Source organism: Bradyrhizobium sp. (assembly GCF_047605465.1).
In the GTDB taxonomy this organism is placed as follows: domain Bacteria; phylum Pseudomonadota; class Alphaproteobacteria; order Rhizobiales; family Xanthobacteraceae; genus Bradyrhizobium.
This window is the reverse complement of record NZ_JASGFS010000104.1, coordinates 1-12,593: the sequence shown is the minus strand read 5'-3', so window position 1 is coordinate 12,593 and position 12,593 is coordinate 1. Positions and strand designations below refer to the sequence as shown.

At 65.0% G+C, this 12,593-nt stretch carries 18 protein-coding genes; 9 read left to right on the top strand and 9 right to left on the bottom strand.

What is annotated here, in order from left to right:
- The coding region (locus QM712_RS35180; protein WP_415027751.1) for a carboxyl transferase domain-containing protein at window positions 1-466 on the top strand (466 nt) is incomplete at its 5' end.
- Between the two features lie 98 nt (window positions 467-564).
- Window positions 565-912, top strand: coding sequence for a hypothetical protein (locus tag QM712_RS35175; protein ID WP_415027750.1), 348 nt, complete (start codon window positions 565-567; stop codon window positions 910-912).
- 24 nt (window positions 913-936) lie between these two features.
- On the opposite strand, the gene QM712_RS35170 is transcribed toward QM712_RS35175, so the two are convergent.
- The 4 genes from QM712_RS35170 to QM712_RS35155 all read right to left on the bottom strand — a co-directional run bounded on the left by QM712_RS35170 (window position 937) and on the right by QM712_RS35155 (window position 2,741).
- Window positions 937-1,089 carry a hypothetical protein gene (locus tag QM712_RS35170; protein ID WP_415027749.1) on the bottom strand — a complete coding sequence of 51 codons (153 nt, stop codon included), beginning with the start codon at window positions 1,087-1,089 and terminating at the stop codon, window positions 937-939.
- Window positions 1,090-1,236: 147 nt separating this feature from the next.
- The gene (locus QM712_RS35165; protein ID WP_415027748.1) at window positions 1,237-1,704 is read right to left on the bottom strand and encodes a hypothetical protein; all 468 of its coding nucleotides are present in this window, start codon (window positions 1,702-1,704) and stop codon (window positions 1,237-1,239) included.
- Between the two features lie 129 nt (window positions 1,705-1,833).
- Window positions 1,834-2,001 carry a hypothetical protein gene (locus tag QM712_RS35160; RefSeq protein WP_415027747.1) on the bottom strand — a complete coding sequence of 56 codons (168 nt, stop codon included), beginning with the start codon at window positions 1,999-2,001 and terminating at the stop codon, window positions 1,834-1,836.
- A gap of 86 nt (window positions 2,002-2,087) precedes the next feature.
- Window positions 2,088-2,741 (bottom strand): glutathione S-transferase family protein, encoded by a 654-nt coding sequence (locus QM712_RS35155; protein ID WP_415027746.1) that lies wholly within the window; start codon window positions 2,739-2,741, stop codon window positions 2,088-2,090.
- A gap of 130 nt (window positions 2,742-2,871) precedes the next feature.
- On the opposite strand from QM712_RS35155, the gene QM712_RS35150 reads away from it, so the two are divergent.
- Both QM712_RS35150 and QM712_RS35145 read left to right on the top strand, forming a co-directional pair.
- Window positions 2,872-3,186, top strand: a complete 315-nt coding sequence (locus QM712_RS35150) for a hypothetical protein (protein WP_415027745.1) — start codon at window positions 2,872-2,874, stop codon at window positions 3,184-3,186.
- 111 nt (window positions 3,187-3,297) lie between these two features.
- Complete coding sequence (locus tag QM712_RS35145) at window positions 3,298-3,579, top strand: twin-arginine translocation signal domain-containing protein (RefSeq protein ID WP_415027744.1); 282 nt, start codon at window positions 3,298-3,300, stop codon at window positions 3,577-3,579.
- A 151-nt stretch (window positions 3,580-3,730) separates the two neighbouring features.
- Here QM712_RS35145 and QM712_RS35140 read toward each other — a convergent pair whose 3' ends face one another.
- The 3 genes from QM712_RS35140 to QM712_RS35130 form a co-directional block, all read right to left on the bottom strand.
- Window positions 3,731-3,982: a GCG_CRPN prefix-to-repeats domain-containing protein gene (locus tag QM712_RS35140; protein ID WP_415027743.1), complete on the bottom strand. Its 252-nt coding sequence runs from the start codon at window positions 3,980-3,982 to the stop codon at window positions 3,731-3,733.
- Window positions 3,983-4,155: 173 nt separating this feature from the next.
- Window positions 4,156-5,166 (bottom strand): alpha/beta fold hydrolase, encoded by a 1,011-nt coding sequence (locus tag QM712_RS35135; protein ID WP_415027742.1) that lies wholly within the window; start codon window positions 5,164-5,166, stop codon window positions 4,156-4,158.
- A 209-nt stretch (window positions 5,167-5,375) separates the two neighbouring features.
- Entirely contained in the window at window positions 5,376-6,074 is a 699-nt protein-coding gene (locus QM712_RS35130; RefSeq protein WP_415027752.1) for a metalloregulator ArsR/SmtB family transcription factor, read from the bottom strand.
- A 250-nt stretch (window positions 6,075-6,324) separates the two neighbouring features.
- Between QM712_RS35130 and QM712_RS35125 the strand changes: the two genes are divergently transcribed.
- From QM712_RS35125 to QM712_RS35115, 3 genes are read left to right on the top strand one after another with little or no spacing between them, the layout of a single operon-like run.
- Window positions 6,325-6,633: an NIPSNAP family protein gene (locus QM712_RS35125; RefSeq protein ID WP_415027741.1), complete on the top strand. Its 309-nt coding sequence runs from the start codon at window positions 6,325-6,327 to the stop codon at window positions 6,631-6,633.
- Between the two features lie 23 nt (window positions 6,634-6,656).
- On the top strand, window positions 6,657-7,007 hold the full coding sequence (locus QM712_RS35120; RefSeq protein WP_415027740.1) for an antibiotic biosynthesis monooxygenase family protein: 351 nt from the start codon (window positions 6,657-6,659) through the stop codon (window positions 7,005-7,007).
- Between the two features lie 51 nt (window positions 7,008-7,058).
- Complete coding sequence (locus QM712_RS35115) at window positions 7,059-7,868, top strand: isocitrate lyase/PEP mutase family protein (protein ID WP_415027739.1); 810 nt, start codon at window positions 7,059-7,061, stop codon at window positions 7,866-7,868.
- 73 nt (window positions 7,869-7,941) lie between these two features.
- On the opposite strand, the gene QM712_RS35110 is transcribed toward QM712_RS35115, so the two are convergent.
- Window positions 7,942-8,364, bottom strand: a complete 423-nt coding sequence (locus QM712_RS35110) for a hypothetical protein (protein ID WP_415027738.1) — start codon at window positions 8,362-8,364, stop codon at window positions 7,942-7,944.
- Between the two features lie 165 nt (window positions 8,365-8,529).
- Between QM712_RS35110 and QM712_RS35105 the strand changes: the two genes are divergently transcribed.
- A complete protein-coding gene (locus tag QM712_RS35105) occupies window positions 8,530-9,174 on the top strand; it encodes a trimeric intracellular cation channel family protein (RefSeq protein ID WP_415027737.1) in 645 nt (214 codons plus the stop codon).
- A gap of 49 nt (window positions 9,175-9,223) precedes the next feature.
- Here the strand turns inward: QM712_RS35105 and QM712_RS35100 are convergent, their stop codons facing one another.
- Window positions 9,224-10,435 carry a cytochrome c gene (locus tag QM712_RS35100; RefSeq protein WP_415027736.1) on the bottom strand — a complete coding sequence of 404 codons (1,212 nt, stop codon included), beginning with the start codon at window positions 10,433-10,435 and terminating at the stop codon, window positions 9,224-9,226.
- 283 nt (window positions 10,436-10,718) lie between these two features.
- Here QM712_RS35100 and QM712_RS35095 point away from each other — a divergent pair.
- Window positions 10,719-12,593: indolepyruvate ferredoxin oxidoreductase family protein (locus tag QM712_RS35095; protein ID WP_415027735.1), on the top strand; the 1,875-nt coding region annotated here is incomplete at its 3' end.

The following is a 12,593-nucleotide window of genomic DNA, read 5'->3' as shown; positions in this document are numbered from 1 at the left end:
CACCTTCGTCGACGTGCCGGGCTTCCTGCCGGGCACCGCGCAGGAATATGGCGGCCTGATCAAGCACGGCGCCAAGCTGCTGTTCGCCTATTCGCAGTGCACCGTGCCGCTCGTCACCATCATCACCCGCAAGGCCTATGGCGGCGCCTTCGACGTCATGGCGTCCAAGGAGATCGGCGCCGACATGAACTACGCCTGGCCGACCGCCCAGATCGCGGTGATGGGCGCCAAGGGCGCGGTGGAGATCATCTTCCGCTCCGACATCGGCGATCCCGACAAGATCGCCGCGCGCACCAAGGAATACGAGGACCGGTTCCTGTCGCCGTTCATCGCTGCCGAGCGCGGCTACATCGACGATGTCATCATGCCCCATTCGACGCGCAAGCGCATCGCGCGGGCGCTGGCGATGCTCAAGGACAAGAAGGTCGAAGCGCCGGCGAAGAAGCACGACAATTTGCCGTTGTGAGGGGCGAGCGTGGCGGCATCCGGGTCTTTGCTAAAATCCCGCATGCCGCTTCGCTGAAGCGGGTTATTGATTTCTTCTGAATTGGCATCCCCGATCCGATGACTGAAGACGATCCGACCGACGAGATCTCCGACATCGAGGATCGGATCGAAGCGCTGGCCGAAATCGCCGAGCGGTGCCGGAAGTTCATTCTGGCGTCGAAGATCGCCATTGGCGGCGGCGCCGCGCTGTTGTTGATCACGATCCTCGGCCTGTTGGGAACGGGCCAGACCGCCGCGCTGGGATCGATCGCGCTGGTGCTCGGCGGCATCGTCTCGCTCGGCTCGAACGTCAGCACGCTGCGGCAGACCGATGCCGCGATCAGCGCCGCCGAGGCGCGCCGCTCGGCTCTGATCGGCGGCATCCATCTCCGCGTGGTCGCCGACACGCCGATGAAGTTGGTGTGATCCGCCGCCCGGCGTTCACACGCGTCAGGCCGCGGCCCGCAGCGACAGCACCATCAGTTCCGCGCGGCATTCGGCTGCGAAGGCCTGGAGCCGTTCCACGGTGTCCTGGTCGAGGATGGTCTTCGCCAGGCGCTCGGCGCGGGCAACCTGCTCTTTGAGATAATCGATGCGGGCCATGTGTCACCTCTGACCGGAATAATTTGAAGCAAATTGCTTCGTTCCGGCAGTGGTGAGCACGTGGCTAACAGCGGGTTAATTGTGGGCGGCGGGTCACGCTTGTGGCGCGCAGCGCGGGCGAAACCATGACCCGATAAGGCTTCGGGCCTACCGGCAGGCGGGATAGCCGAAGCGGCTGACGATGTCGCGCCCCGAGATCGCATGAAAGGCGAAGGTGTCCATGAAATGGTTGTCGGTGACGTATTTGCGCAGGGCGTCGTTATAGGTGCTCAGCATTTGCTGCGTGTACGCGGGACTGACGATTCCCGTCTGCATGGAGCCGCCGGCGTGAAACAGCAACGTCGCGCCGGGCGTGACGCAGACGTTGCGGATCGACAGGAACATCGTGCAGGCGGATTGGCAGTGGCTGTCGATGCGAAAGCGCTCGCCGGAGGCGTTGTACTGCTGGATCACGTTCTGGAACCGCGCGAACGCGTAGGCATTGGGGGCGCCGTAACCCATGCGCAGGGACGATACGGAGCCGTCGGCGTATGCCGGTTGTCCCGCCAGCCCGCAGACCGCGAGAATAAATCCGGCCAAGCCCGGCGCGCGCGCCCATCGGTGCAATCTGTTCAAGGTACGCCCCTCGAGAAATCGGCAGGTCAAACGCGTTTCAAAAGCAGCGGCCGCGATCGATACAGTTCAAACGGTCCAGTCGCGGCGTCAATATACACGAATTTCTGCGCGCGGGTGGGGCGCATCAGCTTACGCCGCGGCGCGCTGCCGTGTCGCCTTGGATGCCGGCATCTCCAATTCCCTCCGGCATTCGGCAGCGAAAGCCTGAAGTTGCCGTGCGGTTTGCTGGTCGAGGATGGTCTTGGCCAGACGCTCGGCGCGGGCGACTTGGCTTTTCAGGTAGTCGATGCGGACCATGGGTCACCCTCCATTGAATATGTGAAGCAGGATTGCTGCATCTGCGTTGGGGTAGGGCCAGCGCCGGTTTGGTCATGGGCGGCCGGTTACGATCCGCGGGCCTTGTCGGCCGCAGCGAAATGCGCGATCTGGTCCGCGCGGGCTTTGGCGAATGCGGGGCGGCCTATCGCCCGCGCGACGTAGGCGCGGCAGGCCGGGCTGGCCGCCAGACCGTCATAGTCATCGACGATGCGCAGGACGTCCGACATCAGGATGTCGGCGACGGAGAAGGGGCCGGCCAGCCATTCGCGCGCCGCGAGCACCGGCTCGAGATGCTTGAGGCGAAGCTTGAGGAAATCGTCGACGAATTTCCACGCCGGCGTGTCGGTTGCATGGCCCATCAGCTTCGACATGGTCCAGGGCAGGCTGGCCATCTCCACCGAATTGAGCGCGGCGAACACCCACTCCGTCGTGTCACTCCGGCCGTGCGGATCTGACGGCATCAGCCTGGGGCTGAGTTCGCCCAGATGCAGCAGGATGGCGCCGCTCTCGAAGATCGAGAGGTCGCCGTCGGTCAGCCATGGCACCTGGCCGAACGGCTGGTGCGCGAAATGGGCGGCCTCGCGCGGGCCGAACGGCACGCTCGCGACGCGATAGGGCAATGCGGCCTCTTCCAGAGCCCAGCGCACGCGAAGATCGCGCACATAGCCGCGTGGCTTCGCGGGAACCCAGTCGAACGTGGTCAGCGTGAGGTTGGCCATCTGGTCTCTCCTTGTCGTCGTTCATTGCAAGGACGAACGGCGGGGAGCCGTTCCGACACCGGAGAAGGCTTTTTTGTCGCCGGCGCCGTAACGGGCTAGTCTCGCGCCGAACAACAGGAGGGAACCATCGATGCCCGCGGCCTTCTTCGTCGTCCGCGCCGTCGTTGCCGATGCCGCAAGGCGCGCGGCATTCGACACATGGTACGAGACCGAGCATCTGCCCGACGCGGTGAAGGCGTTCGGCGTGAGCAAGGCCTGGCGCTTCTGGAGCCTCGACGATCCTTCGCTGCACCAGGCCATGTATGAGTTCGATGACGAGGCCGCGCTCGCGGCGATGCTGAAGGGCGAGGCGCTGAAGCGTCTCGTCGCGGATTTCAATCGCGACTGGCCGGAGGTCAAGCGCTCGCGCGAAACGCTGGTGCTGGCGCAGGCGTTCGAGACATAGCGCGGCATGTCGCCTTTGCAATGAACGTGAACGCGCGATTCAGCCGCAGTTCATATCGGCTGCCCGACACTCCTCTTCGCATCACTTGCCCGCTAGTCCAGAGGAAATGTCATGGAGCGCCGGAACTTTCTGAAACTTGCATTCGGTGTCGCGGCTGGAGCGGCCGCGTTCACCACCGCCGCACAGGCCGCGCCGTTGTTGCCGCCGTCGGCCGGAGACGCCGCGCGCTTGCCGCAGGGCGCTCCGGACGCTCATCCCGCCGTCACCACCAGCGAGGAAGCTGCGCAGCTGAAGCCTGAGCAGGTGCGGTGGCATGGGCACGGCCATTGGCATCACCGTCATCACAGGCGCTGGCGGCGTCGCTGGCATCACCGTCACTGGCGGCGCTGGTAACTCTCGCTGCCCCCTCGACGACAAACGGGGGCCGCGCCTGGCGCGGTCCCCGTTTTGCTGATCCGGATCGACGGATTGCGGATCGGGCTTACCCGACAAAAAAATGGCCGCGCCGGCCAAAGCCGCGCGGCCATTTTGGAAGGGCGGAAGATCAGACCGGCCGGCAGCGGCCGGCGTACCAGCGGAACCCGTACGGGCAGACGCGCGGGGGCGGTGCGACGACGACGGGGCCCGGGGCAACCACGACCGGGCCGGGCGCCACGACGACCGGACCGCGCATCGGGCGGCAACCGCCGTAAGGACCGCGATACCAGCCAGGGCCGCAGCCGCCGGCGGCACTGGCCGCCTCGCTGAAACCGACGACTGCACTGGCAAGTATGACGGCTGCGAACAGATATTTCATTTGATCTTCCTTCTCGTCCTTGGGGGAAGGCGCTTGCGGCGCACAATGGAGCAAGACACAATTCGACACGTTCATTCGCGGGCGTATCGACACGGCGCGATCCAAACCTGCCAATCATGACCTGAATGCGGCATGAACGTTCTGCGCATGCGGCCTGAAACGACAGGATGACGCTAGCGGCCGAGAAAGTCCCGGACCAGCTGGTTATATTTCTCCGGCGCTTCGAGGAAGACGAGGTGGCCGGTGTCGGGGATCACCTCGGCGCGCGCGTTCGGCATCTTCGCGGCCAAGGCCTTCGCGAGGTCGGCGTTCTGCCCCATCCTCGCGCGCAGCGCTTCCGGAGCATTCGGCCGTCCCGGCGCGTTGTGATCGTCCGCACCCATGATGAACAGCGTCGGCACGGTGATGAGCGGGATCTCATGCGCCACCGGTTCGCGGTAGATCATCTGGCCGGAGCTGACGAAGGCGCGCAGCCAGCGCGGATAGTCGGGGCTGCCCTTGATGTTGAAACGGGCGTCGATGAACGGCGTGATCGCATCCGGCGGCAGCTTGATCGCGTAATTGGTCTGGAGCTGCTTGCGGTAGCCGTCGGCGGTGAGCTTGTCCTCGGTCTCGATGATTTTCTCGGTCGGTGTCGGCGGCACGTAGAGCCGATAGTCCTCGAGCCCGATCGGCGCGGTCAGCACGAGATGGGCGACCCGATCCGGATAGGCCCGCGCGATGCGTACCCCGAGCATGCCGCCGAGCGAATGGGCGATGACGTCGGCCTTGTCGATTCCGAGGTGATCGAGCAGCGCTATGGTGTTGCGCGCCAGCGTGTCGAAATGCAGCTCGCCGGCCGGCTTGGAGGATTTGCCGAAGCCGATCTGGTCCGGCACGACGACCCGGTAGCCGGCATCGCTCAGCATACGAATTACTGGAGCCCAATAGCTCGACGGAAAATTGCGTCCGTGCAGCAGCACGGCGGTACGGCCGTTCGGCTGTGCCGGCATCACGTCCATATAGGCCATGCTGAGCTGCTCGCCATCATTGACCAGCGGCAGCAGATGCACTGGGTAGGGATAGGCGAGACCTTCGAGCGCGATGCCATAGGGCTCGCGCGGCGCGGTCTCGGCGGCACAAGCGGGGGCAAGCGGCGCGGCGAGGAGGATGGCGGCGAATGCGGCGGGGAGGGTGCGGTTCATGCGAGTCTCGCGGCTGACAACGTCGTTCCCGGGCGATGCGAAGCATCGAACCATGGCGCGCGATCGCGCACCTGGAGCTTCCGGCCCCGGTCCTGCGGACAGACCCGAGGGTGACGATGGCGATAAACCCGTACATGGGCGGGTCAAGCCCGGCCGGGACGACAACGGTCATTCACACGCGATTGTGCGATCTCACGCGCCCGGCGTGATCAGTCCTTGCCGTTTCCGAACAGGGCCGCGAACTGTTTCTCGCCGGTGCGGGTGAAGTTCACCACGCGGCTGCCCGGCGTGGCGTCGCGCGCGGCCCATTTCAATTCGGCGAAACGCTGCATCAGGGCGGCACCGAGCGTGCCGGCGAGATGATGGCGCCGCTCGCTCCAGTCGAGGCAGGCCTTGCAGACGGGGCGGCGCGGATGGGTGAGCATGTCGGGGGAGATCTGCAGATGCTTGGCGAGGAAGCGCTCGCCCTCCGGCGTCAGCTCGATGTCCTGCTTCTTCTGCTTGACGAGCTGCCGTTCGCGCATGGTGTCGAGCATCTGCACGCCGAGATCGCCGGCGAGGTGGTCGTAGCAGATGCGCGCCCGCCGCAGCGCCGGATCCTTCGGTCCGGTGCGCACGCGCATGTGGCCGGTGCGCGCGGCAAGGCCTGCGAGGCCTTCGAGCACGCCGGCGACGTCGTCGTCGGTGAGGCGATAGTAGCGGTGGCGGCCCTGCTTCTCCGGCTCGACCAGCCCTCCGGCCTCCAGCTTCGCCAGATGCGAGCTTGCGGTCTGCGGCGTGATGCCGGCCTCCTGCGCAAGCTCGCTCGCGGTGAGCGCGCGGCCGTTCATCAGCGCGGTGAGCATGTTGGCACGGGCGGGATCGCCGACGAGCGATGCGACCATGGCGATGTCGGGGCCTGATTTCATGCTTCGATGGTAGCCGAAGCATTGCGGCCGGGCAAGCGCGTAGCGTGCGCTGACATCGTCGTTGCGAACGAACGGCGAGGCAGACCCGAACGAACGATCCTCATCCTGAGGAGCGTGCCCTTGCGTGCGTCCGAGGGGCGAGGCCATCGGTGGAATTCATCCTTCGAGACGCGCGTTCCGCGCTGTCGGGACGAAGGGCCGGCAGCGTCACGGCGCTCGCATGAAGCGATGTCAAACACAGGAGCCCATCATGTCCGTCACCGTCTTCATCCGCTACCAGCTCGACCCGTTCAAGCGCGTTCAGTTTGAGGAGTATTCAAAGCGCTGGCTTACCATCATCCCGAAATGCGGCGGCGACCTCATCGGCTATTTCATGCCGCATGAGGGCACGAACAACATCGCCTTCGCGCTCGTCTCATTCGAGAGCCTCGCGGCTTATGAGGCCTATCGCGCGCGGCTGCGGCAGGACGCCGAGGGCATGGCGAACTTCCATTTCGCAGAGGACAACAAGTTCATCCTCGCGGAAGAGCGCACGTTCCTGCGCAAGGTGGTATCGTAGGCCGCAAACAGCAGGAGACTTCCATGATCGCCGTCATCTTCGAGGTCTGGCCCAAGCCTGAGCATCGCCAGGACTATTTCGACCTCGCGGCCGATCTCAAGCCGATCCTGCAGACCATCGACGGGTTCATCTCGGTCGAGCGCTTCGAGAGCCTGACGGAGAAGGGCAAGGTCCTGTCGCTCTCGTTCTGGCGCGACGAGACGGCGGTGCAGGCCTGGCGCAACACGATGGAGCATCGCCGCACCCAGGCAAAGGGCAGGGCGCGGATCTTCGCCGACTATCATCTGCGCATTGCCAGCGTGGTTCGTGACTACGGCATGACCGACCGCGAGCAGGCGCCGAAGGACAGTCGCGCGGTGCACGACGCGCACTAGCGGGTCCGACGGCGCACACCTATGTCTGCGCGGCCAACCAGGGAGAGAAACATGCATGTGACAACTGCTGACAAGCGCGCAACGTTCAGGAAGATGCACGAGAGCGGCTGCTTCATCCTGCCCAATCCGGTCGATATCGGCAGCGCCAAGGCGTTGCAGCATCTCGGTTTCAAGGCAATCGCCTCGTCGAGCGCGGGCTTTGCCTGGACCATCGGCAAGGCCGACAACCGCGTCACGGTCGAGGACGTCTGTCAGCATCTGGCAGCACTCAGCTCGTCCGTCGACATTCCCGTGAATGCGGATTTCGAGGGCGGCTTCGCGGTCGAGCCGGATAAGGTCGCCGAAAATGTCGAACGCGGCGTGCGCACCGGCGTCGCCGGCCTCTCGATCGAGGATTCCACCGGCGACAAGGACAAGCCGATCTACGACCGCTCGCTTGCGGTCGAGCGCATCAAGGCTTCGCGCAAGGCCATCGGCGACAGCAACACGCTGCTGGTCGGCCGCTGCGAGGCGTTTCTCTGGGGCGTGAACGACCTCAAGCTCGTCATCGACCGGCTCACCGCTTATGCCGAGGCCGGCGCCGACTGCCTCTATGCACCGGGCATGAAGACGCGCGAGGACATCGCAGCGGTGGTGAAGGCGGTTCATCCCAAGCCGTTCAATCTCCTGATCGGCGGCTCCGGCCTGTCGTTGAAGGAGGCCGAGGATCTCGGCGTGCGCCGCATCAGCGTCGGCGGATCGCTCGCGCGCGCGGCGTGGGGCGGCTTCATGCGCGCGGCGAAGGAGATGGCGGAGAAGGGGACGTTCAACGAACTCGGCAGCGGCTATCCCGGCGGCGAGCTCAACAAGATGTTCGGCTAGACGAAACGACAAGCGGCGGGACCTTTCGATCCCGCCGCTGTCACATCGTGTTGCAAATCGTTACTGCGCGTCTTTACTTCGCGCCGTCAGACGGCGTCTGCGTGTCGGGCGCCGGCTTCGCAGCGGGCATGTCCGGGGCGGCCGGCTTGCTCGGCGCAGCACCCGTCGTCACGCCCGGCTCAGTGTTGTTGCGCGGCGTCACGTCGCGCATACCGGGAGGCGCTGCCGGATTGGCCGGCGCTGTCTGCTGAGCGGTCTGCGTCGTCGGCATGTTGCTCGCCTGATTTGTCGTGCTGGTATTGTTGAGTCCGTAGAACACGGCGCCCAGCACCAGGGCGATCGCTACGGCGAACAGCGCAACCTTGCCACTCGAGGCAGGGCCTTCGCCAAGTTCGGGATCAACCTGCAGGTCGGCATCCTGGCGCCTCGCGCGAAGATACTCGTCGTCGGTGAGGCCCGGACGATACGGATCGTTCGGAAAACGGTCGTCAGCCATCGATTTGTCTCCTCGGTTATTGCGACGGGACAACCCGTGGATGTGAGATTCTGTTCCGTGTGTCCTATGCTTTCGTCGCATGTTCCTCTCCGCGGGAATCGGGAACCTGCTTGTCGGGGAACCGTAAAGGCGTAGGTTCCGCCGCGGACAAAAGGGGACGAGACGATGTGGAGCCTGCCGCCGACCGATAGCGTGTTGCACTTCCTGTCGCTGGTCGCTGTCGCCGCGCAGGGCATGACGGCCGCGCTCGCCGCGGGAAGGCGCAGCATGGACTGGCTTGGCGTCTGCTTCCTCGGCAGCATCACCGCGCTCGGCGGCGGCACGCTGCGCGATCTCCTTCTCGGGCACTACCCGCTGGCCTGGGTGTCGAACCCGTCCTACCTCGTGCTGAGCGGCGGCGCGGCCTTCGTCACGATCCTGATCGCGCGTCTCGTGCATCGGTTGAAGGTGGCCTTCATCGTGCTCGATGCCATCGGCCTCGTCGTCTTCACCATGATCGGCTGCGACGTCGCCTGGCAGATGGATGCCTCGCTGCCGATCGTCATCGTGTCGGGCATGGTGACGGGCTGCGCCGGCGGCGTGTTGCGCGACGTGCTCTGCAACGACGTGCCGTTGCTGTTCCGGTCCGAACTCTATGCCACCGTTTCGGTGGTGACCGGCCTGTTCTACGCCACCGCCTTCGGCCTCAAGCTCAATGCGGAGCTCTGGACGATCCTGACCTTCGCGTTCGGCATCAGCCTCCGCCTGCTCGCGGTCCGCTATAAATGGGAGATGCCGAAATTCGTCTTCACGGGAGACGAGGAGAAGTAGTCGCCGTCCTTCGCGGCTTGACCCGCGATGACTTGGCAGACCACGTCGACTACGGCTCCTCCTTCCTGGCCCTGGCGACCTGTGCCGGTGTCACCAGCGGGCCCGCATTGCCCCAGGAATTGCGGATGTAGTTCGTCACCGCGGCGACCTGCTCGTTGGACAATTGCTGGGCATAGCCCGGCATCTCGCCGGTGTTGGGGGCGCGCGGCGTCGTCACCGTGTGGGCGCCGTCGAGGATGATGCGCAAGGTCGAGGATGGGTTGATCGATTGCAGCAGGGCGTTGGCGGGCAGCGGCGGATAGATGCGCGGGGCACCGGAGCCGTCCGCTTCATGGCAGGCGATGCAGAGCTTGGTGTAGACCGCCTTTCCGGCCTCCATTTCGGTCTCATCGGGCGGCGTCACGATCGTTTCGCGCCGCACCGAGGGCAGGCTGTTCAGATACACCGCCATCGCGCGTACGTCGGCATCGCTCATTTTCGAAGTCGAGTTGACGACCACTTCGGCCATCGGTCCGGTGGCATGGCTCCGGGCATTGCGGCCGCTCTGCAGATATTCGGCGATGTCCTCGACGCTCCATGATTTCAGCCCGGTGCGGGCCGCGCCGTCGAGTCGCGGCGCGAACCAGCCGCCGACCTCGTTGCCGGAGAGCGCGAGCGTCTCCTTGTCCGCGCCGAAATAGTTCTTCGGCGTATGGCAGGCGCCGCAATGGCCGAGGCCGGAAACCAGATAGCCGCCTCTGTTCCACTCGGCGCTCTTGCTCTGGTCCGGCTCGAACAGGCCGGGTTTGAAGAAGAGGAAATTCCAGGCCCGCATCAGGCCGCGATAGCCGAACGGCCATTGCAAGTCCGGCGGCCTGTTGCGGTTGGCGACGGGGCTGAGTGTCGCGAGATAGGCGCGGATCGCCAGCGTATCGTTCTTGGTCATCCGCGTGAAATAGGGGTAGGGGAAGGCCGGGTAATAGTTCGAGCCGTCCGGCGCGATGCCGTATCGTATGGCGCGGGTGAAGTCCGCATCGCTCCAGCGGCCGATGCCGGTCTCGCGGTCCGGCGTCAGGTTCGGCGAATAGATCGCGCCGAACGGCGTATCGATCCGCTTTCCGCCCGCGAACGGCTTTGCCGGATCGGCCGTGTGGCAACCGGCGCAGTCGCCGGCCTCGACCAGGGTCTTGCCGTAGGCGATCAACTCCGGCGAGGGTTCGCTGGCCATGGCGGCACTCGCAACCGCAGTGCACAAGAGCAGCCCCGCCAGAATCGTCCGCATCGAAAGTCTTCTCCTGCGACCAACCGCCGTCTGACCGGATTATAGGAGCGTCACGTCATTTCGCGATGGCGGGGGTATGGTGACATAAATTGAAAATGCCTGGCGCGTTTCCGGGCACGAAATTGCGTTTTTTTCCCGCCGGCGCGCCGGGACCAGATTTGTGGTGCGGAGCGTTAAATATCCGACATAGAGTGGCATCGGTGGTCGGCGCGCCCTAGGTAAAAACAACGGGCAGGCAACGGCTTAGGCAGCCAAACGCTCACAAAGGGCGAAAGAGGACAGAATGGGCATCAACCAGGGTCCGATCAGTCTCGATCAGAAATACACGCAGGAAAGCGGACACGTCTTCACCACGGGCATTCAGGCCCTCGTGCGCCTGCCCATGGCCCAGATCCGCCGCGACCGCGCCAACGGCCTCAACACCGCGGGCTTCATCTCGGGCTACCGCGGTTCGCCGCTCGGCGGCTACGACCAGCAGCTGTTCGCTGCCCGCAAGCACCTCGAACAGTACAACATCAAATTCCAGCCCGGCGTGAACGAGGACCTCGCGGCGACCGCGGTCTGGGGATCACAGCAGCTCAACCTCTCGCCCGGGGCCAAATACGACGGCGTCGTCGGCATCTGGTACGGCAAGGGCCCCGGCGTCGACCGTTGCGGCGACGTGTTCCGCCACGGCAATGCCGCGGGCTCCGCCAAGAATGGCGGCGTGCTGTGCCTTGCCGGCGACGACCACGGCGCCAAATCCTCGACCGTCCCGCATCAGTCGGACCATGCCTTCATCTCGGCGCTGATGCCGTATCTCTATCCCTCGAGCATCCACGAGATGATCGAGATGGGCCTGCTCGGCATCGCGATGTCGCGCTATTCGGGCTGCTGGGTCGGCATGAAGGTGATCACGGAGACGGTGGAAACCACCGCCGAGATCGACCTTTCCGACGAGATGAAGCCCTTCATCATCCCCACCGATTTCGAGCTGCCGCCCGGCGGCCTGAATCTGCGCTGGCCCGACGACCGCTTCGAGCAGGACCGCCGGCTGCAGGACTACAAGGGATTTGCCGCGATCGCCTTCGCGCGCGCCAACAAGGTCAACCGCATCACCATGGATTCGCCGAACGCCCGCTTCGGCATCATGGCGTCCGGCAAGAGCTACGAGGACGTACGGCAGGCGCTGCGCGAACTCGGGATCACCGAGCAGGTCGCGGCCAAGATCGGCCTTCGCCTCTACAAGATCGGAATGCCCTGGCCGCTGGAGCCGGAGGGCGTGCGCCAGTTCGCGGTCGGCCTCGAGGAGATATTCATCGTCGAGGAACGCCGCGAGATCGTCGAGAACCAGGTCAAGCAGGAGCTGTTCAACTGGCGTGACGACGTCCGCCCGCGCATCGTCGGCAAGATGGACGAGCACGACAAGCGCTTCCTGACCTTCTCGGCGGAGCTGAGCGTCGCCTCGCTTGCGACCTCGCTGACCGAGCGGCTTCTCCGGCTCAATCTCAATCCCGAGATCGCGGAGATGATCCGCGCCAAGGCCGACTGGTTCAACGGCCGGCAGGCCACGCAGATGCAGGCGACGGCGCCGGTGTCCCGCACCCCGTATTTCTGCTCCGGCTGTCCCCACAACACCTCGACCAAGGTCCCCGAAGGCAGCCGCGCGCTCGCCGGGATCGGCTGCCATTTCATGGCGCTGTGGATGGACCGTTCGACGGAGACCTTCACGCATATGGGCGGCGAGGGCGTGCCGTGGGTCGGCATCGCACCCTTCACCAACGAGAACCACATCTTCGCCAATCTCGGCGACGGCACCTATTTTCACTCGGGCCTTCTCGCCATCCGCCAGGCGGTCGCCTCCAAGACGAACATCACCTACAAGATCCTCTACAACGACGCCGTCGCCATGACGGGCGGCCAGCGCCATGACGGCGATCTGTCGCCGCAGCAGATCACCTTCCAGCTCCACGCCGAAGGCATCCGCGAGATTTACCTGGTCTCGGAGGCGCCCGAGGCGTATCCGGCCGACACCATCGCCCCCGGCGTGAAGAAATATCATCGCGACGAACTGCAGGACGTCATGAAGATGTGCCGGGAGTACAAGGGCACGTCCGCGATCGTCTTCGTGCAGACCTGCGCGGCCGAGAAGCGCCGCCGCCGCAAGCGCGGCCTGATG